18 protein-coding genes are annotated in these 20,924 nt (G+C 71.9%); 11 read left to right on the top strand and 7 right to left on the bottom strand.

Annotation, left to right across the window (positions count from 1 at the left end; all coding sequences use genetic code 11):
• Window positions 1-19 precede the first annotated feature (19 nt).
• The 3 genes from ACSC1Q_RS02725 to ACSC1Q_RS02715 all read right to left on the bottom strand — a co-directional run bounded on the left by ACSC1Q_RS02725 (window position 20) and on the right by ACSC1Q_RS02715 (window position 3,056).
• Window positions 20-838, bottom strand: coding sequence for an ABC transporter permease (locus tag ACSC1Q_RS02725; protein ID WP_436757014.1), 819 nt, complete (start codon window positions 836-838; stop codon window positions 20-22).
• Window positions 835-1,917 (bottom strand): LLM class flavin-dependent oxidoreductase, encoded by a 1,083-nt coding sequence (locus tag ACSC1Q_RS02720; protein WP_436757013.1) that lies wholly within the window; start codon window positions 1,915-1,917, stop codon window positions 835-837. The genes ACSC1Q_RS02725 and ACSC1Q_RS02720 overlap by 4 nt, the downstream gene beginning before the upstream one ends.
• A 473-nt stretch (window positions 1,918-2,390) precedes the next feature.
• Window positions 2,391-3,056, bottom strand: a complete 666-nt coding sequence (locus ACSC1Q_RS02715) for a TetR/AcrR family transcriptional regulator (RefSeq protein ID WP_436757012.1) — start codon at window positions 3,054-3,056, stop codon at window positions 2,391-2,393.
• A gap of 126 nt (window positions 3,057-3,182) precedes the next feature.
• Here ACSC1Q_RS02715 and ACSC1Q_RS02710 point away from each other — a divergent pair, with 126 nt between their 5' ends.
• Window positions 3,183-5,384 (top strand): MMPL family transporter, encoded by a 2,202-nt coding sequence (locus ACSC1Q_RS02710; RefSeq protein WP_436757011.1) that lies wholly within the window; start codon window positions 3,183-3,185, stop codon window positions 5,382-5,384.
• A gap of 200 nt (window positions 5,385-5,584) precedes the next feature.
• On the opposite strand, the gene ACSC1Q_RS02705 is transcribed toward ACSC1Q_RS02710, so the two are convergent.
• Entirely contained in the window at window positions 5,585-6,511 is a 927-nt protein-coding gene (locus tag ACSC1Q_RS02705; protein ID WP_436757010.1) for a bifunctional helix-turn-helix transcriptional regulator/GNAT family N-acetyltransferase, read from the bottom strand.
• Between the two features lie 164 nt (window positions 6,512-6,675).
• On the opposite strand from ACSC1Q_RS02705, the gene ACSC1Q_RS02700 reads away from it, so the two are divergent.
• Together ACSC1Q_RS02700 and ACSC1Q_RS02695 are read left to right on the top strand one after the other, a co-directional pair.
• Complete coding sequence (locus ACSC1Q_RS02700; protein WP_436757009.1) at window positions 6,676-7,746, top strand: lactonase family protein; 1,071 nt, start codon at window positions 6,676-6,678, stop codon at window positions 7,744-7,746.
• A gap of 361 nt (window positions 7,747-8,107) precedes the next feature.
• On the top strand, window positions 8,108-9,133 hold the full coding sequence (locus ACSC1Q_RS02695) for a 6-phosphofructokinase (RefSeq protein ID WP_436757008.1): 1,026 nt from the start codon (window positions 8,108-8,110) through the stop codon (window positions 9,131-9,133).
• A gap of 404 nt (window positions 9,134-9,537) precedes the next feature.
• On the opposite strand, the gene ACSC1Q_RS02690 is transcribed toward ACSC1Q_RS02695, so the two are convergent.
• The gene (locus ACSC1Q_RS02690) at window positions 9,538-10,395 is read right to left on the bottom strand and encodes an MHYT domain-containing protein (RefSeq protein ID WP_436757007.1); all 858 of its coding nucleotides are present in this window, start codon (window positions 10,393-10,395) and stop codon (window positions 9,538-9,540) included.
• A gap of 77 nt (window positions 10,396-10,472) precedes the next feature.
• Between ACSC1Q_RS02690 and macS the strand changes: the two genes are divergently transcribed.
• The 3 genes from macS (at window position 10,473) to thiI (ending at window position 13,688) form a co-directional block, all read left to right on the top strand.
• Entirely contained in the window at window positions 10,473-11,582 is a 1,110-nt protein-coding gene (gene macS / locus ACSC1Q_RS02685) for a MacS family sensor histidine kinase (RefSeq protein WP_436757006.1), read from the top strand.
• Window positions 11,583-11,721: 139 nt separating this feature from the next.
• On the top strand, window positions 11,722-12,351 hold the full coding sequence (locus ACSC1Q_RS02680; RefSeq protein WP_362677920.1) for a response regulator: 630 nt from the start codon (window positions 11,722-11,724) through the stop codon (window positions 12,349-12,351).
• A gap of 134 nt (window positions 12,352-12,485) precedes the next feature.
• Entirely contained in the window at window positions 12,486-13,688 is a 1,203-nt protein-coding gene (gene thiI, locus ACSC1Q_RS02675) for a tRNA uracil 4-sulfurtransferase ThiI (protein ID WP_350974084.1), read from the top strand.
• 35 nt (window positions 13,689-13,723) lie between these two features.
• On the opposite strand, the gene aroF is transcribed toward thiI, so the two are convergent.
• Entirely contained in the window at window positions 13,724-14,761 is a 1,038-nt protein-coding gene (aroF, locus tag ACSC1Q_RS02670; RefSeq protein ID WP_436757005.1) for a 3-deoxy-7-phosphoheptulonate synthase, read from the bottom strand.
• Window positions 14,762-15,089: 328 nt separating this feature from the next.
• Here aroF and ACSC1Q_RS02665 point away from each other — a divergent pair, with 328 nt between their 5' ends.
• The 3 genes from ACSC1Q_RS02665 (at window position 15,090) to ACSC1Q_RS02655 (ending at window position 17,886) form a co-directional block, all read left to right on the top strand.
• A complete protein-coding gene (locus ACSC1Q_RS02665; RefSeq protein WP_436757004.1) occupies window positions 15,090-15,752 on the top strand; it encodes a molybdopterin-dependent oxidoreductase in 663 nt (220 codons plus the stop codon).
• A 48-nt stretch (window positions 15,753-15,800) separates the two neighbouring features.
• Window positions 15,801-17,018 carry a histidine kinase gene (locus ACSC1Q_RS02660; RefSeq protein ID WP_436757003.1) on the top strand — a complete coding sequence of 406 codons (1,218 nt, stop codon included), beginning with the start codon at window positions 15,801-15,803 and terminating at the stop codon, window positions 17,016-17,018.
• Window positions 17,019-17,094: 76 nt separating this feature from the next.
• Window positions 17,095-17,886 carry a LytR/AlgR family response regulator transcription factor gene (locus tag ACSC1Q_RS02655; protein WP_436757002.1) on the top strand — a complete coding sequence of 264 codons (792 nt, stop codon included), beginning with the start codon at window positions 17,095-17,097 and terminating at the stop codon, window positions 17,884-17,886.
• A gap of 951 nt (window positions 17,887-18,837) precedes the next feature.
• Here the strand turns inward: ACSC1Q_RS02655 and ACSC1Q_RS02650 are convergent.
• On the bottom strand, window positions 18,838-19,680 hold the full coding sequence (locus tag ACSC1Q_RS02650) for a deoxyribonuclease IV (RefSeq protein WP_436757001.1): 843 nt from the start codon (window positions 19,678-19,680) through the stop codon (window positions 18,838-18,840).
• Window positions 19,681-19,997: 317 nt separating this feature from the next.
• Here ACSC1Q_RS02650 and ACSC1Q_RS02645 point away from each other — a divergent pair, with 317 nt between their 5' ends.
• Both ACSC1Q_RS02645 and uraH read left to right on the top strand, forming a co-directional pair.
• Window positions 19,998-20,615 carry a 2-oxo-4-hydroxy-4-carboxy-5-ureidoimidazoline decarboxylase gene (locus tag ACSC1Q_RS02645; RefSeq protein WP_436757000.1) on the top strand — a complete coding sequence of 206 codons (618 nt, stop codon included), beginning with the start codon at window positions 19,998-20,000 and terminating at the stop codon, window positions 20,613-20,615.
• Window positions 20,612-20,923: a hydroxyisourate hydrolase gene (gene uraH / locus ACSC1Q_RS02640; protein ID WP_436756999.1), complete on the top strand. Its 312-nt coding sequence runs from the start codon at window positions 20,612-20,614 to the stop codon at window positions 20,921-20,923. The genes ACSC1Q_RS02645 and uraH overlap by 4 nt, the downstream gene beginning before the upstream one ends.
• Window position 20,924 lies beyond the last annotated feature (1 nt).

Genomic DNA, 20,924 nt, shown 5'->3' with positions numbered 1-20,924 from the left:
CGTTTCATGGGGGTCTTTCCTAGGTACGGCCGCGCCAGGGAACCAGGCGGCGGTCCAGCGTTTGCAGGAGGAAGTCGATGAGCAGGCCGGACAGGCCGATGACGATGATCCCGAGCACCACCACGTCCGTCTGGTTGTAGCGCTGGGCGTCGCGGACCATGCCGCCGATGCCGGGCACGCCGTTCACGGTCTCGGCGGCGACCACGGTGGTGTACGCGACGCCCACGGCCACCCGTACACCCGTGATGATCTCGGGCAGCGCGCTCGGCAGCACCACCCGCAGCGGCAGCTCGTGCCGTCGGGCGCCCAGCGAGCGGGCCGCGTTCAGGTAGTCCTCGTGCACCCCGCGCACGGCGTCGGCGGTGGCCACCGCGACCGGCGGGAGCGCGGCGAGCAGCAGGAGCCAGATCTTGGGCTCCTCGTCGATGCCGAACCAGATCACCAGCAGGCTGAGGTACGCCAGCGGCGGCAGGGTGCGGACGAACGTGACCAGCGGGCCCAGCAGCGCGCGCAGCGTCGGGACCATGCCGATCAGCAGCCCCAGCGCGATGCCGCCCGTCACCCCGTACAGGCAGCCGAGCAGGATGCGGCGCAGGCTGGTGAGCAGGTGCTCCTGGAGGGTGTAGCCGCTCACCCCCTCGACGGTGGTGCGCAGGAACTGGTCCCAGACCGCGACGGGCTCCGGCACGAAGACCGGCGGCCAGATCCCGGCCATCGCCACGGCCTGCCAGATCGCGACCAGCGCGACGATCGCCCCGGCCCGCAGTGCCAGTGCCCGCCAGAACCCCGACGCGGGTCGAAGATGGGAGAGGCCGGGACGGGAGGTGAGGACGCTCACGTGGCGAGCGCGGGGGCGGCCAGCAGGGGGAGGACGAAGTCGCCCACCCGCCAGGCCTCCTCCAGGTGCGGCCAGCCCGACAGGATGAACTCCGACAGGCCCAGCTCGGAGTATTCGCGGATACGCTCGGCGACCTCCGCGTAGCTGCCGACCAGCGCGGTGCCCGCGCCCTCCCTGACCAGCCCGACCCCCGCCCAGAGGTTGGGCGAGATCTCCAGCGCGTCCGCGGAACCGCCGTGGAGGTCGGCCATGCGGCGCTGCCCCACGGAGTCCATCCGGGCGAACCGCGCCTGGGCGGCGGCGATCCTGTCCGGGTCCATGCCGTCGAGCAGGCGCCGGGCGTGCGCCCAGGCCTCCTCGGAGGTGTCGCGGGCGATGACGTGGAGCCGGATGCCGAACCGCGGCTCGCGGCCCGCCTCGGCGGCGAGCTTGCGCACCCGGGCGATCCTCTCGGCGATCATCGCCGGGGGCTCGCCCCACATCAGGTAGACGTCCGCCCCGGCGGCGGCCACCCGCTCCGCGGCGGGGGAGGCGCCGCCGAAGTAGATGTCGGGGGTGTCGAGGAGCGGAGTGGCGAGCCCTCCCCCCGACACCCGGTAGTGGGCGCCCGTGTGGTCGAACGGCTCGCCCGCCCAGGTGCGCCTGAGCACCTCGATGAACTCGCCGGTGCGCTCGTAGCGGGCGTCGTGGTCGAGGAAGTCGCCGTAGGCGCGCTGCTCCCCGGGATCGCCGCCGGTGACCACGTTGAGCAGGAGCCTCCCCTCGCTGATCTCCTGGAGGGTCTGCGCCTGCTGGGCGAGCAGGGTGGGGAGGGTGAAGCCGGGCCGGAAGGCCACCAGCAGCTTGAGCCGCTCTGTCCGCGCCGCGACGGCGCTGCACGCCACCAGGGGGTCGGGACAGCCCGCCCCGACCGGGGTCAGCACCGCTTCGAAACCGGCCGCCTCGGCGGCGCGGGCCACCTGGGACAGGTAGTCGAGCGTCGCGGGCCTGGCCGCGGCGCCTCCCGCCGCGACGGTGGTCGTGGCGGGCCTGACGTGATGGCCGTCGCCGGTGGTCGGCAGGAACCAGTGCAAGCGCATCTTCGCCTCATAGGGCTCAAACGGAACGGGGTGGTGCCCCCGATAGTAACCACATAATACCTATCTATAAATAGGGAATTAGGGTGGGGGTGTGACGACTTCCCTGTCTGGTCCTGACCTGCGGTGATCCGCGGGAGCGGCCTCGGGTGGCCTGCGGGAGTCCGGCGGAAGAGGGGCTTCGGGGTCGTTGATCGGGTGTTCGGTTTCCGGCCGGAGTCCGCGGGGGCCGGGGTGGTCGGCCTGGTCCCTGGTCTCTGGTCGGCCTGGTCTCTGGTCGGCCTGGTTCCTGGCTCCTGGTCCTTGGTTCCCGGCCGGAGTCCGTGGAGGGTCGGGTTGGTCGGCCGGTGCTTTAGCTTTTGCCGGTGTTCGTGGGGGAGTGGTCGGCCAGGGGCCTGATGTCCGTGTGGGACGGTTCCTGGCTGAGGTCCGTGGAGGATGGGCTCCTGGTTTCCGGCCGGAGCCCGGAGGCTGGTTCAGGTGCCTGGTCCGGGTCCGGGTCCGGGGTCGGGTCCGGGGTCCGTGGAGGTCGACAGGTAGCCCGTGAGCAGGGCCTTGAGCTCGGCGGTCAGCTCCGCCGCGCGTTCCGGTGACCCCGCCGCGATCAATGGGAGCACGGCCCTGATGGTGGCCAGCATCATGGTGGCGACCAGCAGGCGCCGCTCCTCACCGAGATGGGGGGCGCGTACGGCGAGGACCTCGGCGATGCGCCGGGCGACACCCCGGTGGAGCCGCTCGGACGCCGCCGCCAGCCGGTCGCCCGTGGCGGAGCCGTGCAGCAGGGCCCAGTAGGCGGGGCGGGAGGCCTTGTAGGCGACGATCTCGTCCACTACCTGGTCGATCAGCTCGGCCGCGGGCATCCGGATGACGTCACCGGTGAGCCTGGCCTCCCAGTGCGCGCCCCGCCCCCCGGTGAACCGGTCGAGCAGGCCGTCCAGGATCTCCTCCTTGTTGCGGAAGAACTGGTACAGCGAGCCCGGGGACATCCCCGCCCGCTCGGCCACCGCGTTCGTGGTCATGTCGGCGTAACCGATCTCGGCGATCACCGTCTCGGCGGCGTCGAGGATCTCCTCCATCCGCTTGAGACCGCGAGCCTGCCGCTTGACTGTCCGCTGCCCGGTCGCGGGGTGTCTCTCAGGCATGCGTTGTCCCGTAGGCGTGCGTCGCCCCGCGGGCGTAAGTCGTCCCGTTGACAAATGCGAGCATTTACTTGTATTCCTATCCCGAGTCGCAAAATACGAGTAGTTTACCGACTTTCGGGGATGATCATGAAGACTGACCCGCGTCCGGTCGTGGCGCCTCCCGTACCGCCGCTGAGACGGCTCGGCCACCTCCTCGCGCGGCGCCGCCGCCCGGTGATGGTCCTCGCCCTGCTCGGCGCCGTCGTGCTGGCCGTGCTGGCGGCGGGTACGGTGTCCGGGCTCTCCCTGGCCAGGTACGAGGCGCCGGGCTCGGAGTCCGACCGGGCCCAGGCCGAGCTGGCCGCGCGCTTCGGCACCGGGAGCGCAGACCTGGTCCTGCTGGTCACCGCGAGGAACGGGACCGTCGACACCCCCGCCGTCGCGGCCTCCGGCCGGGCGCTCACCGCCCGGCTGGCGGCCTTCGAGGGCGTGGCCGAGACGGCCTCCTACTGGTCGCGGGGCAACCCCGCCACGCTGCGCAGCGAGGACGGCAGGCACGCGCTCGTGGTCGCCCGCATCCCCGGCGACGCCGACCGGGTCCGCTCCGAGATCCTGCCGAGGATCATTCCCGAGGTGCTGCGCGGCGACGCCGCGACCACCGTCAGGGCGGGCGGCGGCGAGGAGGTCTTCCGCCAGACCGTGCCACTGGCCAGGCAGGACTTCGTCCGCGCCGAGCTGGTGGTCGTCCCGCTCGTACTCGTGCTGCTCTGGGTCCACCTGCGGCGCGTCCTCGCCGCCGTGCTGCCGGTCCTGCTCGGCGTACTGGCCATGGTGATCGGGCTGGCGCTGCTGCGGATACCGCTCCTGTACGCCGACCTGTCGACGTTCGCGCTGAACCTCACCCTGGCCATGGGACTCGGCCTGGGCGTCGACTACTCGCTGTTCATGATCGCCCGCTTCCGGGAGGAGGTGGCGCTGGGCAGGGACAGGTACGAGGCGGTCGCCCGCGCCGTCGAGCGGGCCGGCCGTACGGTGATCTTCAGTGGGGTGACGGTCGCCGCCTCGCTGAGCGTGCTCCTGTTCATGCCCTTCGACTTCTTCCGCTCCTTCGCCTACGCGGGGATCGCGGTCGTCGCCGGGGGAGTGGCCGGTGCCGTGCTCGTGCTGCCCGCCATCCTCGCCGCCGTCGGCGACCGGGTGCTTTCACGCCGCCCGGCCGCGGCCGGAGGGACCTTCTGGCGCGGCCTGGCGGCCCGCGTCATGCGACGGCCGGTCGTCTACGGCGGGGTCGCGGCCGCGGTGCTCCTGCTGCTCGGCTCGCCCTTCCTCGGCCTGCGCTTCGGCGTCGCCGACGACCGCGTCCTGCCCGTGTCCGCGCCCGCCAGGCAGACCTCGGACGTGATCCGCGCGGAGTTCCCCGCCGAGGAGACCGACGCCCTCCAGATCGTCTCCACGGGCGCGGCCGGAGCCGCTCCCGGGGCCGTCTCCGGTTACGCCGCCGCGCTCTCCCGCCTTCCGGGCGTCGCCCAGGTCGACTCCGCCGCCGGGTCGTACGCGGCGGGTGCCCTGGTCTCCGCCGGAGACCCGTCGCGGTTCGCGGGCGCGGGAGGCACAGGGGGCACCTGGTTGTCGGTGGTCCCCTCCGCCGAGCTGATGGAGGGCGACCCCGTCCGGCTGGTCCACGACGTCAGGGCGCTGCGGGCGCCGTTCGAGGTGCTGGTCGGCGGTTATCCGGCCGAGCTGGCCGACTACCGGCAGGCCGTGATCGAGCGGCTGCCGACGCTGCTCGGGCTGATCCTGGCGATCACCTTCGCGGTGCTGTTCCTGATGACGGGCAGCGTGCTCATCCCGGTCAAGGCGACGGTGCTCAACCTGCTCAGCCTGTCGGTCATGTTCGGCGCCCTGGTCTGGGTCTACCAGGACGGCAATCTGTCAGGCCTGCTGGGCTTCACCCCCACGGGGACCCTCGACCCGAGCGTCCCGATCCTGATGTTCTGCGTCGCGTACGGGCTCTCGATGGACTACGAGGTCTTCCTGCTGTCACTGATCAAGGAGGAGTACGACCTGACCGGTGACACCTCGGGGGCCGTGGTGACCGGGCTCCAGCGCGGTGCCCCCCTCGTCACGGCGGCGGGCGGGATCCTGGCGGTGTCGTTCGCGGCCTACGGGACCGCGGAGGTGGTCTTCGTGCAGATGCTGGGCGTGGGGATGGCGGTGGCGATCCTCGTGGACGCGACCGTGATCCGCGCGATCCTCGTCCCAGCCGCCATGCGCCTGGCCGGTGAGGCCAACTGGTGGGCACCCGGCCCCCTGCGCCGCCTCCACGACCGCGTCGGCCTGTCGGGCTGAACCCTCGTACGGCCCACGGCCCACGGCCCACGGCCCACGGCCCACGGCCCACGGCCCACGGCCCACGGCCCACGGCCCACGGCCCACGGCCCACGGCCCACGGCCCACGGCCCACGGCCCACGGCTCATGGCTCATGGCTCACGGCCTGCCCGCACCCCGCCCACCGGGCGAGGTGCGGGCAGGGCCGGGAGAGACGGGCTCAGAGGTCGCGGGCCCAGATCTCCTCGACGAAGGCGCCGCCGGCCCCGCTGACGCCGTTGGACCCGTCGCCCCCGCCCCGCTCCTTCCCGACCAGCTCGAAGCCCGTCGCCTGGTAGATGCGCCTGGCGCCCACCAGCACGTCCCTGGTCCACAGCGTCATCCGCCGGTAGCCGGCCGCCCTGGCGAAGCGCACGCACTCGTCCACTAGCCGGGTGCCGATCCCCATGCCGCGCGTGGACGGCTCGACCAGCAGCATCCGCAGCTGCGCGGTCTCGTCGTCCTTGCGCACGCAGAAGACGCACCCGGCGCGCTCGCCGTCCACCTCGGCGATCCAGCCCGCCTCGCGCCGGGGATCGTGGCCGTCCACGTAGTTGGCCACGATCCTGGCCACCATCGCCTCGAAGTCCATCCCCCAGCCCTGCTCCTGGCTGTAGAGCGTGCCGTGCCGGTAGACCACCCAGCCGAGGTCGCCCGAGCGCGGCGGCCGGATGACGTACGGCCGGTCCGTCCTCGGCGCGCGGCCGAGGATCCCCTCGATCGTCGCCATGCTCGCGACCAGCCGCCCGCGATCCTCGTCGGTCACCCCGGCCAGCAGCTCGCGTACCTCCTCCGCCGCGCGCTCGTCGAAGCCCGCGAACCTGGTCTTGCCCTCTGCGGTGAGCTCGACCACCTGCCGCCGCGCGTCGGTGGCGGACCGCTCGCGCACCACGAGGCCGTCGCCCTCGAACCTGCCGAGCATCCGGCTGAGGTATCCGGCGTCGAGCCCGAGCAGCCGCCGCAGGTCGCCCGTCTCCATCCGGCCCGCGCGATCCAGCTCGAACAGCACCCGCACCTCGGTCAGCGAATAGGAGCTGTCGAGGACGCCCTGGTGGAGCAGGCCGATCAGCCTCGTGTAGAAGCGGTTGAAGGCTCGGACGTCCGCCACGTGTCTCTCCATGCTTGACAGCATCAACCAATTCGTTGACGAGGTCAATGAATTGGCCGACGTGGGCTCCTGTAGATCGGCGGCCAGCTGCGCTAACTTCGCACTTCGGCTGAGAACGGATGATGAGCGGGGGCGGCGCGTGCCGCGCCCATGGCGGGAGCATGATGGCTGAGGTCGCGTACATCGGTGGATACACCCCGGACACCAACGGGTCCGGGCCGGGGATCACCCTGGTCGAGCTGGGGAGCCTCGCGAGGCTCGGGGAGACGGCCGCCTCCGGCCCCTCCTTCCTCGCCGTCCACCCCACCCTCCCGGTCCTCTACGCGGTGGGGGAGAGCGAGCGCGGCACGGTCGGCGTCTTCGCCCGCGCCGGAGACGGCACGCTGAGCCCGCTCGCGCAGCGGCCCAGCGAGGGATCGGCCCCCTGCCATCTGGCGGTGGATCCCACCGGTACGCGTCTCGCGGTGGCCAACTACGGCGACGGCACGGTCAGCGTGCACGGCATCGACGGGTCCGGCCTCCTGACCGACGTGTGGATCTTCCCCTACCGCGAGGGCGCCCACGCCCACCAGGCCGTCTTCGGCCCCGACGGGGTGCTGTACGTGAGCGACCTGGGCTCCGACGAGGTCCGCCGCTACCTGGTCGGGGACGAGGTTGTCCCGCACCCCGCGGGCCCGGTGCGGCTCGCGTCCGGCATGGGCCCCCGGCACATGGCCTGGTCGGACGGCCACTGGTACGTGGCGGGGGAGCTGGACGGCACCGTGCGCGTCTACGAGGTCTCCGACGGTCTTGACGGCCCTGACGGCCCTGACGGCCCTGACGGCATCGATGGTCCCGACGCCTCCGACGCCTCCGACGCCTCGGGTGTCCCGGGTGTCGCGGGTGTCTCAGCCGTCTCCGGTGGGGAGTGGCGCGAGGTCGCCGTAGTCCCGGCCAGCGGGAGCGGGGGGCACAACCAGCCCTCGCACCTGGAGGTCCTCGGCGGGCTCGTCTACGTCGCCAACCGGGGGCCCGACACGATCGCGGTCTTCGCGGGTCCCGGGCTGGAGCCGGTGGCGGAGGTCCCCTGCGGCGGCACCTGGCCCCGGCACTTCGCCATCGCCGACGACCGCGTGTACGTGGCCAACCAGCGCTCGGACGGCATCGCCGTGCTCCCGCTCAAGGGCGGCGTGCCGCGGCCCGCGGAGGAGGTCTTCGCCGTCGGTACCCCCTCCTGCGTGCTGCCTCTCCTCTAGCCTCCCCGAGGGGCGGCCCATCCGCGGGGGTCTCTCCGGCGTACCCCCGCCCCGGCCTCACCGAGGGTGGTCCCGGAGGTCTCCGGCGTACCCCTGCCCTACCCTCTGTTGGAGGGCGGTCCCGGAGGCCTCCGCCGTGTTTCCGGTATGCGCGCCCGGCCGGACGCGGGGAACCGGGTCCGGCCGGCGGGGCTCACCCGTCGATCGCGGAAAACGACATGTTAGGACTACTCTCCTTGGTCTAGACCACTGGGCGCATCTGCGGGCAGAATGCGTTGCGTCGGTGGCGAAAACCCATCGCCGGACCGGCCGTGCCACTTAGTCTGGCCATCTTGTATCGAACTCATTACCGGAGGATGCCATGCGTATCGGAGTGCTCACCGGGGGCGGCGACTGCCCCGGCCTGAACGCCGTTATCCGCGCCGTCGTGCGCAAGGGAGTGGGCGTTCACGGACACGAGTTCGTCGGCTTCCGTGACGGCTGGCGTGGTCCCCTTGAGGGCGACACCATGCCGCTTGACATCGACGCCGTACGCGGAATCCTGCCGCGTGGCGGAACGATCCTTGGCTCTTCCAGGACCAACCCGATCAAGATCGAGGGTGGCGTTGAGAAGATCAAGGAAAACCTCGCGAAGGGCGGGGTCGACGCGCTGATCGCGATCGGCGGCGAGGACACCCTCGGTGTGGCCAAGCAGCTCTTCGACAAGGGCGTGAAGGTCGTCGGCGTGCCCAAGACGATCGACAACGACCTCAACGCGACCGACTACACCTTCGGCTTCGACACGGCCGTCAACATCGCCGTCGAGGCGATCGACCGCCTGCACACCACCGCCGAGTCCCACCACCGCGCGCTGATCTGCGAGGTCATGGGCCGCCACGCGGGCTGGATCGCCCTGCACGCCGGAATGGCGGGCGGCGCCAACGTCATCCTCATCCCGGAGAAGCCCTTCGACATCGACAAGGTCTGCGCCTACGTCGAGTCCCGCTTCAAGACGCGCTACGCGCCGATCATCGTCGTGGCCGAGGGCGCGCACCCGGTCGAGGGCCAGATGGCGCTGCAGGCGGGCGAGCTCGACGCCTTCGGCCACGTGCGGCTCGGCGGCATCGGCGAGAACCTCGCCAAGGAGATCGAGAAGCGCACCGGCAAGGAGGCCCGCACCACCGTGCTCGGCCACATCCAGCGCGGCGGCACCCCCACGGCCTTCGACCGGGTGCTCGCCACCCGGTTCGGCCTGCAGGCCATCGACGCGGTGCAGGAGGGCGACTTCGGCAAGATGGTCGCCCTGCAGGGCACCGACATCGTCAGGGTCGGCCTCGACGAGGCTACCAAGGAGCTGAAGACCGTGCCGGTCAGCCGCTACGAGGAGGCCGAGGTCTTCTTCGGCTGAGGGCTCCGCTCGGGGAGCCGAGGGCTCCGTGCGGGGAAGCCGAGGGAACTCACGGAGCCTCGCCCCCGGGCTTCGGCCGCCGTGCCTTCGCGGGGGCCGTCGAGGTCCTTCTCCCGGGAGCCACGGGGACGCCGCCAAGGCGCCTCCCCGCGGATCCCCGGCCCCCGGGTCCTCCGGACACGGGCGGGCGGCCGAGGCGGTCTCTCCAGGTCTCTGAGGCGTCTCCCCTCCCCGAAACGGCTCTCTGGACGCGGGCGAGCGTTCCGCCCGGGCGTCTCTCAGGGCGCGCGTCAAGTGTTCTGCAAGCGGCCTCCCCTAGCCTCCCCACAGGGCGGCCGCCCGCGATTCCCCTCCATGTACGGCTTGCGCCTTGACCAGGCACCAGCGGGGGCGCAAGCCGTACATCATCGCCCCCGGGAGTCGAAGAGCGACGGGCCCTTCGGCGCCGGGACCGGCGGTGGGGCGACCGGCTCCCGGAGCCGGTCCTCGTCGCGGCGGCTCTCCAGCTTGGCCAGCAGGGCGGCGTCGTTCTCCATCTCCCGCTGAGAGGGGGCCAGGATGACGGCGAGCAGCAGGCCGAGGGTGAGCAGGCTCACCAGGGCCAGTGTGGGCAGCATGAAGTCGACGCCCCGCGCCCCCTCGACCGGCGTCAGCGAGATCAGCGGCCGTACCTCAAGCGCGAACATGCCGGTGTAGTGCATGCCGCAGACGGCCAGGGCCATGATCAGCGCGGCGCCGCCGGTGGCGAGCGCGCCGCTCACCCGCAGGGTGAACCAGAGCGCCACCGTGGAGGCGGCGATCGCGATCAGCACCGAGAGCCCGACCAGCAGCGGGTCGTAGGAGACCCGCGCCGACATGTTCATCGCGAACATCCCGATGTAGTGCATCCCCGCCACGCCGAGGCCGGTGAGCACACCGCCCGACAGGAGGGAGAGCGGCCTCTCGCCCTGGTAGGAGACCAGGAACAGGCCCGCGCCCACGATGACGACGGCCAGGGCCGCCGAGCCGACCGTCAGCGGCACGTCGTAGCGGATCTGGCCACCGCCGACGGCGAAGCCCATCATGGCGACGAAGTGCATGACCCAGATGCCGGTGCCGCCGATGGAGAGCGCCCCGCCCGCCAGCCAGCGGACGCGGGCCGCGCCCCCCGTCGCGCGGGCCTTGGCGGTGAGCAGCAGGCCGAGCATGCATCCGACGCCCGACATGACGTAGGCCAGCACGGGGGTGAGCAGGCCATAGGAGAAGTGATCTACGTGGGACATGTTCCAGTTTCTCGTGAGAGGGAAATCAGGGGATTATTGCAGCTCGTGGCCTTTCCGGAGAAAGGCGCGGGCGGCCGGTGACGGGAATCGAGGATCCGTTCTGGCGAGCGGTCGCGGTTTTCCGCGTCGCATCCCTCGCGTACGCGGCGGTCCTGCTCATCCGCGCCGGGGGGTACGCCCACCCGATGACCGGCTGGACGGTGATCGGTGTCATGGCCCTGTGGACCGTGGCGACGATCTTCGCCTACTCCGTCGGGGAGCTCCGAGGACGGCCCCTGCTCGCCGCCGACATGCTCGTGACCGTGGGCTGCCTGCTCGCCACCCCGGCCGTGCAGGGCGTTTACCAGCAGGGCAGCCTGCCGATCACCGGCACCTGGATGGGCGGGGCGGTGCTCGCCTGGGCGGTGTACGGCGGGCGGCGGCTGGGGGCGGTGGCCGCGCTGATCGTCTCGCTGGCCGACCTGTGGCTGCGCGGTGTCCTCGGGGGTGACCTGGACATGCTGCCGATCAACGGCACCGTCCTGCTCTTCCTCGCCGGGGTGGTCGTCGGGCACGTGGCCCGGCTGGCCAAGAGGGCCGAGGAACGCATGCAGCAGGCGATCGAGCTGGAGGCGGCCGGGCGGGAGCGGGAACGGCTCGCCCGGGGCATCCACGACTCGGTGCTCCAGGTGCTCGCGCTGGTCCAGCGGCGCGGGCAGGAGATCGGCGGTGAGGCGGCCGAGCTGGGCAGGCTCGCGGGCGAGCAGGAGGCCGCGTTGCGCGAGCTGGTCAGGCTCAGGCCCGAGGCGTCCGCCCTCGGCACCGCCGACCTGTGCGTCCTGCTGCACAGGTACGGCTCGGCCACGGTCACCGTCTCGGCCCCGGCGACCCCGCTCACCCTGCCCGCGGCCACCGCGGCCGAGATGGCCGCCGCGGTCGGGGCCGCCCTGGACAACGTCGCCCGCCACTGCGGGGCGCGGGCGCCAGCCTGGGTCTTCGCCGAGGGCGAGGGCGGGCTGGTCACCGTGACCGTGCGGGACGAGGGGCCGGGCATCGCGCCCGGACGCCTGGAGGAGGCCGCCGCCGCCGGGCGGCTGGGCGTCGCGCAGTCGATCCGGGGCCGCATCGCCGACCTCGGCGGCACGGTCACCGTGATCTCCGAACCCGGCCGGGGCACCGAGATCGAGATGTCGGTGCCGGCCGGTTGAACCGTGCGGGCCGGTGAAGAAGGCCGGTCGGTTGAGCTGTGCAGGCCGGTGAAGAGGACTGGCCGGTTGAGCCGTGCCGACCGGTGAAGAAGACCGGCCGGTCGGGACAGAACGGCTCTAAGGTGGGCCAATGCGCGTGATGGTGGTGGACGACCACCCGATGTGGAGGGACGGGGTTGCCAGGGATCTGGCCGAGGCCGGGTACGAGGTCGTGGCGACGGTCGGGGAGGGGCGGCAGGCGGTCCGGGTGGCCGCCGCGGTCCGGCCCGAGCTGGTCGTGCTCGACCTGCAACTGCCCGACCTGCCGGGGGTCGAGGTGGCCAGGAGGCTGGCCGCGTCGGAGCCGCCGCCCCGGGTGCTGATGCTGTCGGCCAGCGGCGAGCAGGAGGACGTGCTGGAGGCCGTAAAAGCGGGCGCGTCCGGATATCTGCTGAAATCCGCGAGCAAGGAGGAGTTCCTCGACGCGGTCAGGCGCACCGCCGAGGGCGACGCGGTGTTCACCCCCGGCCTGGCGGGACTCGTCCTGGGGGAGTACCGCAGGCTGGCCGCCAGGCCCGCGCCCGAGGCGACCCCCCGGCTGACCGAGCGGGAGACCGAGGTGCTCCGCCTGGTCGCCAAGGGCCTGTCGTACAAGCAGATCGCCGAGCGGCTCGTGCTCTCCCACCGGACGGTGCAGAACCACGTCCAGAACACGTTGAACAAGCTCCAGCTCCACAATCGGGTGGAACTGGTCCGCTACGCGATCGAGCAGGGCCTCGACGAGTCGTAAGCGCGACTAAAGTGACAAGGTCGAGACGTTGTCTTTGCGTGAGCACGCGAGAGACTTGACCGTGGTTCCCCGATATCGGTTCCCTGGCGTCTCCGACTCCCCGTCCCCCTCGAAGTTCCACCGGAGGTCGCACCATGACCATGTCCGCCTTGGGCGAGCCCTGCGTTCTGCTCAAACTGGGCGAGGTCGTCCTCAAGGGCAACAACCGCGAGCTCTTCGAGCGCAGGTTGCAGGCCAACATCAAGGCCGCCCTGAAGGACGTCGGCGTCAAGGTCGACGTACGGCAGCGCCACGGTGTCATCGCGCTCTTCCTGCCGGACGGCAGTGGTGCGGAGATCGCCGACGCGGTCGCCGAGCGCGTCTCGTACGTCCCCGGCCTGGTCTGGGTCCACCGCGCCTGGCGGGTGGAGAAGGACCCCTCGGCGATCACCAAGGCCGCCATCGAGCTGCTGGCCGACCGCGACGACGTCAGGCGCGGCGTCTCCTTCGCGGTCCGCTCCCGCCGCCGCGACAAGCGCTTCCCGCTCACCTCGATGCAGCTGGACCGCTCGGTCGGCGGCGAGCTCAACGACATCTACGGCCTGCCCGTCGACCTGAAGCGCCCCGAGCTGGTCGTCTCCATCGAGGTCGACCGCGACGAGGCGTTCGTCTTCACCGGCGGGCAGCCGGGCCAGGGCGGGCTGCCGGTCGGCACCAGCGGCAGGGGCCTGGTGCTGATGTCCGGCGGCATCGACTCCCCGGTGGCCGCCTACCGGATGATGCGCCGTGGCCTGCGGGTCGACTTCCTGCACTTCTCCGGCATCCCCTTCACCACCTCGGAGTCCATCTACAAGGCGTACGCGCTGGTCAGGGCGCTCGACAAGTTCCAGGGCGGGTCCCGGCTGTGGGTCGTCCCCTTCGGCAAGGCCCAGCAGTCGATCAAGGCCTCGGGGCAGGACCGCCTCGCGATCATCACTCAGCGGCGCCTGATGCTGAAGACCGGCGAGGAGGTCGCCCGCCGCCTGCGCGCCGGGGCCCTGGTCACCGGCGACTCCCTGGGACAGGTCTCCTCGCAGACCCTGCAGAACATCACCGCCCAGGACGACGCCGTCGACATGCCGATCCTGCGTCCCCTCATCGGCCTCGACAAGACCGAGATCATGGCCGAGGCCCGCCGCATCGGCACCCTGGCGATCTCCGAGCTGCCCGACGAGGACTGCTGCACGCTCCTCGCCCCCCGCAAGGCCGAGACCGCCGCGAAGGTCGCCGACCTGAAGAAGATCGAGCGCCGCCTCGACGCCGAGGAGCTCGCCGTCCAGCTGGCCGGGTCCCTGCAGGAGTACAAGATCGACGCCTGACCCCCTCGGGCGTACCCGAGGGGCGAGACCGCAGGTCAGGCGGGGGCCAGGAGGTCACCGGCGGCGACCTTGCCCAGCAGCGGCGGGAACCGCTCCATCACCCGGGCGAGCTCGCCCAGGTCGCCGTCGACCAGCGCCTGCGGGCCGTCGCAGAGTGCCTGCTCGGGGTGCGGGTGGACATCGATGATCACTCCGTCGGCTCCGGCCGCGATGGCCGCGCGGGTGAGCGGCAGGACCAGGTCGCGGTGCCCGCCGGAGTGGGACGGGTCGACGATCACCGGCAGGTGCGACAGCCGCTGGGCGAGCGGCACCGCCGAGACGTCCAGGGTGTTGCGGGTGGCGGTCTCGAAGGTGCGGATGCCGCGCTCGCACAGCACGATGTCGAGGTTGCCGCGCTGGGCGACGTGCTCGGCGGCCATCAGCCACTCCTCGATGGTCGCGCTCATCCCGCGCTTGAGCATCACCGGCTTGCCGGAGGCGCCGACGGCCTGCAGCAGCGCGAAGTTCTGCGCGTTGCGGGTGCCGACCTGGAGCATGTCGGCGTAGGAGGCCACCAGCTCCACGTCGTCGGCGTCGACGACCTCGGTGACGACGGGCAGCCCGGTCTCCTCGCGCACGTCGGCGAGGATGCGCAGGCCCGCCTCGCCGAGCCCCTGGAAGGCGTACGGGGAGGTGCGGGGCTTGTAGGCGCCGCCGCGCAGCAGGGTGGCCCCGGCCGCCTTCGCCATCAGGGCGGCCCCCAGGGTCTGCTCCGGGGTCTCCACCGCGCACGGCCCGGCGATCAGGGTGACCGTGTCCGGGCCGATCGGCACGCCGCCGACCCGCACGGTGGACCGCTCGGGGTGGTTGTCCCGGCTCACCAGCTTGTACGGCGCGCTCACCCGGATCACGTCGGCCACCCCCGGCATCCCGCGCAGGTCAAGAGTGGCGAGCTGGGCGATGTCGCCCACCAGGCCGATGATCGTGCGGCTCACTCCCCGGCTGACGAACGCCTCGCCGCCCGCCGCGGCGATGATCTCCACGATCGCCTCGACGTTCTCCCGGGTGGCGCCGGGACCCATGACGATGACCATTTCTCTCCCTCTCGATCTCTCCATCGGCGTCCGCCGTTCGCGGCGGACACCGATGGTTCTCGTGGTTGTGGGGTTTTTGAAGAAGGCCGGAAAACGCGAAAGGCCCCGGGTCCGAAAACCGGACCCGGGGCCTTTCGTCCGCCAGGCTGTCAGCGCAGCATCTGGTGGCGAACGGTCCGACCTAAGGGTCCGTCGCCATACCAAAACCAGAACGTGGTGCGCATAGCGGCAAATGATAGCGCACGACGAGAACGCGCTCTCCCGTGACCCGGGGGCGGGACGGGGAAGGGTGCAATGCGGTGGCCACCGAGATGGCGGCGGACCGACGATGGCAGGATTACCCCGTGCCAGCGGGGAAACGGCGAGGGGAGTGACGGTGGAGCAGTCCGAACCGCCCGAGGAGCCTCGCCTGCCGCCGGGCCAGTACGTTCCCCGGGGCAGGCCGGTGATCCACTACGGCCGGGTCCCCACGTTCCGCCCGGCGACCTGGCAGTTGCACGTCATGGGGGCGACCGCCTCGGGCGATCAGCACCGCTTCACCTGGCCCCAGTTCTCCGAGCTGCCGCGTACCACGATCCTGGCCGACTTCCACTGCGTCACCAAGTTCTCGATCATGGGCAACGAGTGGAGCGGGGTGTCCACGGAGACGCTGATGAAGATCGCCCCGCCCGCGCCCGACGTGAAACACGTGATGATCTGGGGCGAGTACGGCTACAGCGCCAACGTCCGGATAGGCGACTTCGCCCGCTCCCAGACGATGTTCGCGCTGGAGTTCGACGAGAAGCCCATCTCCCCGGAACGCGGCTTCCCGGTGCGGATGATCGTCCCGCACCTGTACGCGTGGAAGAGCGTCAAGTGGGTCCGCGCCGTGGAGTACCTGCTGGAGGACAGGCGCGGCTTCTGGGAGGAGCGCGGCTACCACAACATCGCCGACCCCTGGCGCGAGCAGCGCTACTCCTATCAGGAGGAAGCGGGCGAAGGCCCACCGTGATCGGCGTTCGCCCCTGATCAGAGGGGCTGGTTGACTACGGTTTCCCGCATGTCGACGACCGGCTGGGTGCTGCTGTGCGCCTTCAGCACCCTCCTCGGATTCTTCCTCCCCCGCCCGCGCCGGCAGCACCCGGACCTTTCGGGCGGCCCGACGGACGAGGCCACCTTCCTCACCCTGCACATCGCGGCGATGGCGGCCCCCTCGCTGCGGGCCGGGCTCACCCGCGACTCCGCCCGCAAGGCGGTCCGCCACCTGCGCGCACTGCTGGGCACCAGCGCCATCGCGGTCGTCGACTCCGGCGGCCTGCTCGCGTGGGACGGCGCGGCGGGCTGCCACCGCGACCACGCGCCCGAGCACGCCCGTACGGTCCTCGCCTCCGCCCGCTCCCGCATGGTGGCCGGGGACGAGCTGGCCTGCGACACGCCGGGCTGCGACATCCGGGGCGGGGTCGTCGTGCCGCTCACCGTCGACGGGCGGGTGGTCGGGGCGCTCGCCGCGTACGACACCGTGGTGAGCGCGGCGCTGGTGCGGACCGTCACCGAGGTCGGCCGGTGGGTGTCGGGGCAGCTGGAGCTGGCCGAGGTCGACTCCTCGCGGCGGCGGACGATGGCGGCCGAGATGCGGGCGCTGCGCGCCCAGATGTCCCCGCACTTCGTCTACAACGCGCTCACCACCATCGCCTCCTTCGTCCGCACCGACCCCGACCGGGCGCGGGAGCTGCTGGTGGAGTTCGCCGACTTCAACCGGTACGCGCTGCGCCGGGCCCGCGACTTCACCACCCTCGCCGAGGAGGTGCACTGCGTGGACCGCTACCTGCTCCTGGAACGTGCCAGGTTCGGCGACCGGCTCCACGTCACCCTCCGGGTCGCGCCGGAGGTGCTGTCGCTCCCCGTCCCGTTCCTCTGCCTGCAGCCCCTGGTGGAGAACGCCGTCAGGCACGGGGTGGCCGCGGCGGGACGTCGAGGCGAGGTCCGGGTGGTGGTCAGCGACGCCGGTCCCGAGGCGCACATCAGCGTGCAGGACGACGGCCTGGGCATGCCTCCCGAGCGGGCCCGGCTGCTCCTCGACGGCGGCCCCCCGCGCGGGGGCTCACGCGAGGGCTCGTCCGGGGGCTCACACGGCGACGAGGAGGAGGGGATCGGGCTGGCCGGAGTGGACGTGCGGTTTCGCCAGATCTACGGCGAGGACTACGGCCTGGTCGTGGAGAGTGCCCCGAACGCGGGCACCACGGTGAGGCTCCGTGTGCCCAAGCTCCCCCGCCGATAGCTACTTGTAGTCAAACTATTACCTGAAGTCGCGATGAGGCTTGCGGCGGATGTGGTCGAGGAGGCAGCGTAGGGTCATGTTGCGAGTCCTGGCCGTTGACGACGAGGTCCCCGCTCTTGAGGAGATCGCCTATCTCCTCCGCCAGGACCCCCGGATCGAGCACGTCTCCACCGCCGTGGGCGGCGTCACCGCGCTCCAGGACATGGTCCAGATGATCGGCACGGGCGAGCGGCTGGACGGGGTCTTCCTCGACATCCGGATGCCCGGCCTCGACGGGCTCGACCTGGCCAGGCTCATCGCGGGCTTCCCCAACCCGCCCCGGCTGGTCTTCGTCACCGCCCACGAGGAGTGCGCGGTGCAGGCCTTCGAGCTGGAGGCGGTCGACTACCTGCTCAAACCGCTCAGGGCCGACCGGCTGGCCGAGGCGGTACGGCGCCTGGAGGCGATGACCCCCGCGGCGGCCGACCCGGTGCCCGAGGACGTCATCCCGGTCGAGCTCGCCGGGCGGACGAGGTTCGTGCCGCAGCAGGCCGTCTGGTTCGCCGAGGCGCAGGGCGACTACGTCCGGCTGCACACCGACGAGGGCAGCTACCTGGTCCGCATGCCGCTCGCCGCCCTGGAGCGGCGCTGGGCCGGGTCGGGGTTCATCAGGGTGCACCGCAGCACGCTCGTCTCGGTGCGGCACGTGAGCGAGCTGCGCTTCGACGGCGGCCGGGTGATGCTCAGGGTGGGCACCGAGACGCTCCCGGTCAGCCGCCGCCACACCCGCCAGGTGCGCGAGCGGCTCGTCCGCCAGTTCCGCGACCGTCCGGCGATCCCCGGGGTGGCCGTCCGGGGCAGATCCCTGCCCTCCGCGGCCCTGAGCTAGCCGCGTCCCTTCCCTTCCCTCCCGTTCCGTTTCCGTTTCCCGCCGGGGTGCGGGAGCCCTTCCCGAGGGGGCGAAGGCCTCTCCCGGCGGTGAGGGCTTCTTTTTTCCGTGTTCCTTGTCGTGCCGGTGGCCGCGTGTGGTCCCGGGTGATCCCGCGTGGGTCGTCCCGGGGTACGGAAGAGGGCTGAAGCTCCCTTGCCCCTCCATGGGCTCGTACGACTCGCCGTGCGGCGCATCTCGCCCGAGGCCGCCTCCGGTGCTCCCACGCCCCCGTGCGGCGATTCACGCCCGCGTGGACCCCGGCACGCCCGCCCCCGGGTCGCCGGTCGCGCTCCCGGGCGTCGCCCCGGACGGACGGCGTCGCGTGCTCGTCGCGGGCGCCCCGCCTGGGACGTCCACCTGCCGTCGCCGGATTCCCGGTCGTGGATTCCGTTCGCCGCACGCGTCTCACACGTCCCGCCGGTGTGCTCCCTTACCGGGGGTCCCGTGGGTCCCGGAAGCCCCTGATCGACCGTTCGTCGTCCGCCGGCGGCCGTTCGTCGTGCCGGTACTCTCCGCACATCGACAACTACTGACCGTTAATCGCGCTGGAGGGAAAGCGCCGCTCACTCGTCTGGACGCGCCTCTAGTGTTCCCTCATCGGAGAGCGAGACCCGCCGCGTCAGGGGGGGACAGAGCCGGAAGGCTCACGTAAGACCTGACGCGCGGACACCGGGTGACCGTCGACAGCCGACGACATCGGATCACCCGGCCGCCGGGTCCTTGGCCGGAAGGGGAGGGGCCGCCGATCTCCGATATGACGGGACGCCCGCGCTAGCCAGCGGGCCGGACCGTGATCCGGCCACACGGGGGCGGTCGGATCACGAGGACGGGCGTCCCGTCCGACCTCGCGGTCTCAGGGGACGCGGGCCCTGCCTGCCGGTGACCGCCGGCAGGCAGCCGGTCGCCGGATCAGGTGTCGCGGAGCTTCTTGAGCGCGTCGATGTCCTCGCGGTGCTTCTCGGCGCCGCCCGGGGTCTCGATGCAGAACGGCACCCCCGCCACCACGGGATGGCGCATCATCTCGGCGAAGGAGGCGGAGCCGATGTGGCCGGCGCCGATGTTCTCGTGCCGGTCCCTCCTGGAGCCGCTCGGGTCCTTGGAGTCGTTAGCGTGCACCAGCTTGAGCCGCCCCGGGGCGATCGCGTGCAGGGCGTCCAGGGTCTCCTTGACGCCCTCGGAGGTCGACAGGTCGTGCCCGGCGGAGAAGACGTGGCAGGTGTCGAAGCAGACGCCCGCCTTCGGGTGCCAGTCGAGGGCCTCCAGGTAGGGCTCCAGGTCCTGGACGGTCGCGCAGAGCACCCCGCCCTGCCCGGCCATCGACTCCAGCAGCAGGTCGGGCCCGTCGTCGGGGATCTCCTCCAGGAGCGGCAGGAGATGCTCGCGCAGCTGGCGCAAGGCGGCGTCACGAGGCTGGCTCACCGCCGACCCCGTGTGGACGACCACCCCCTTCGCGCCGATCGCGTGGCCGCGCAGCAGGTTGTGGCGCACGGTGGCCACCGACTTCTCCAGCGTCTCGGGGCTCGGGGAACCCATGTTGACGAGGTAGGAGGCGTGCACGAAGGAGAGCACGCCCGACTCGCGCAGCGCGGTGTCCTGGGCGGGGTCGCCCGCGGAGAGCGCCCAGCCACGGGGGTTGGTGACGAACACCTGGATCATCTCGGCGCCGATGTCCGCGGCGTACCGCAGCCCGCCCTTGGCGAGACCGCCGGTGACGGAGACGTGCCCGCCGATGGGGGAGGAGAGTGAAGTCATAGTGCCACCATTTTAGGCGTCACCCAGGACGTTCACCGGGCCCCGCCGATCGGCGTTTCTTATCGCCCGCCGTCGCTCACCTTCATCCGCCGTCGTCCGCCGTCGCTCGTCTTCATCCGCCGTCGTCCGCCGTCGGTGCTCGCCTCACTGGCTGTCGTCGCTCGCCTTCACCTGCCACGGTCGCCCGCTGTTGGCGATCGCCTTCGCCTGCCGTTCGGTGAGTTTGGAGCATGTTACGAAAATCCGGGGCAAATCATGGCTCACTTTGCGGTTCTTGGCGCTGGACCGCACGCGCCGGGGGTGTGTGTACTGCTCACATGCCTAACGTGAACTCCGCGCCGCCGGTCCCGGGGCCGGCCGCGTTCAACGCGCTGGGCGCCGAGGAGGCCGAGGCCGGGCTGCTGGCCTGCTGCGCCAGCCGGGCCTTCGCCCGGCAGGTGGCCGCGCTGCGCCCCTACCGCGATCTCGACCGGCTGGCCGAGGCGGCGGAGGCCGCCGTGCTGGCGCTTGACTGGTCCGGCGTCCGTGAGGCGCTGGCCGCCCACCCCCGGATCGGCGAGCCGCCCAGGGAGAATGGCCCGGCGGCGGGTCCCGAGCCGCCCGGCCACCCGGAAGGGCCCTCGGAAGAGCACCCGGAAAGGCCCCGGGAAAGGCACTCGGCGAGGGAGGCGGCCTGGTCGCGCGGGGAGCAGGCGGGGGTCGACACGGCCGGGCGGGAGGTCCTCGACCGGCTGGCGGAGGGTAACCTCGCCTACGAGCGGCGGTTCGGCCACGTCTACCTGATCTGCGCCACCGGCCTGTCGGCCGAGGAGATGCTGGCCCGTCTCACGGAGCGGCTCGGCAACGACGAGGACACCGAACGGGACGTCGTCAGGACCGAACTCGCGAAGATCACCCGGCTGCGGCTGGCGAAACTCCTGGGAGCCGCCCCATGAGCCTGTCCACCCACGTGCTGGACGCCGCCCTGGGCAGGCCCGCGGCGGGGGTCGCCGTACGCCTGGAACGGGACGGCGAGGTGCTCGCCGAGGGCGTCACCGACGCCGACGGGCGGATCGCGGGATGGACCTGCGGGAAGGGCGACCACCGCCTGGTCTTCGAGACCGGCGGCTACTTCGCCGCCCGCGAGGTGGACGCCTTCTACCCCCGGGTCTCGATCGACTTCACGGTGGCGGACCCGCGGGAGCACCACCACGTGCCCCTGCTGCTCAGCCCGTTCGCCTACTCGACGTATCGAGGGAGCTAAG

The sequence above is a fragment of the Streptosporangium heterodermiicola genome, assembly GCF_051390675.1.
Taxonomy (GTDB): domain Bacteria; phylum Actinomycetota; class Actinomycetes; order Streptosporangiales; family Streptosporangiaceae; genus Streptosporangium.
The sequence above is the reverse complement of the archived record's forward strand: the minus strand, read 5'-3'. Positions and strand labels throughout refer to the sequence as shown.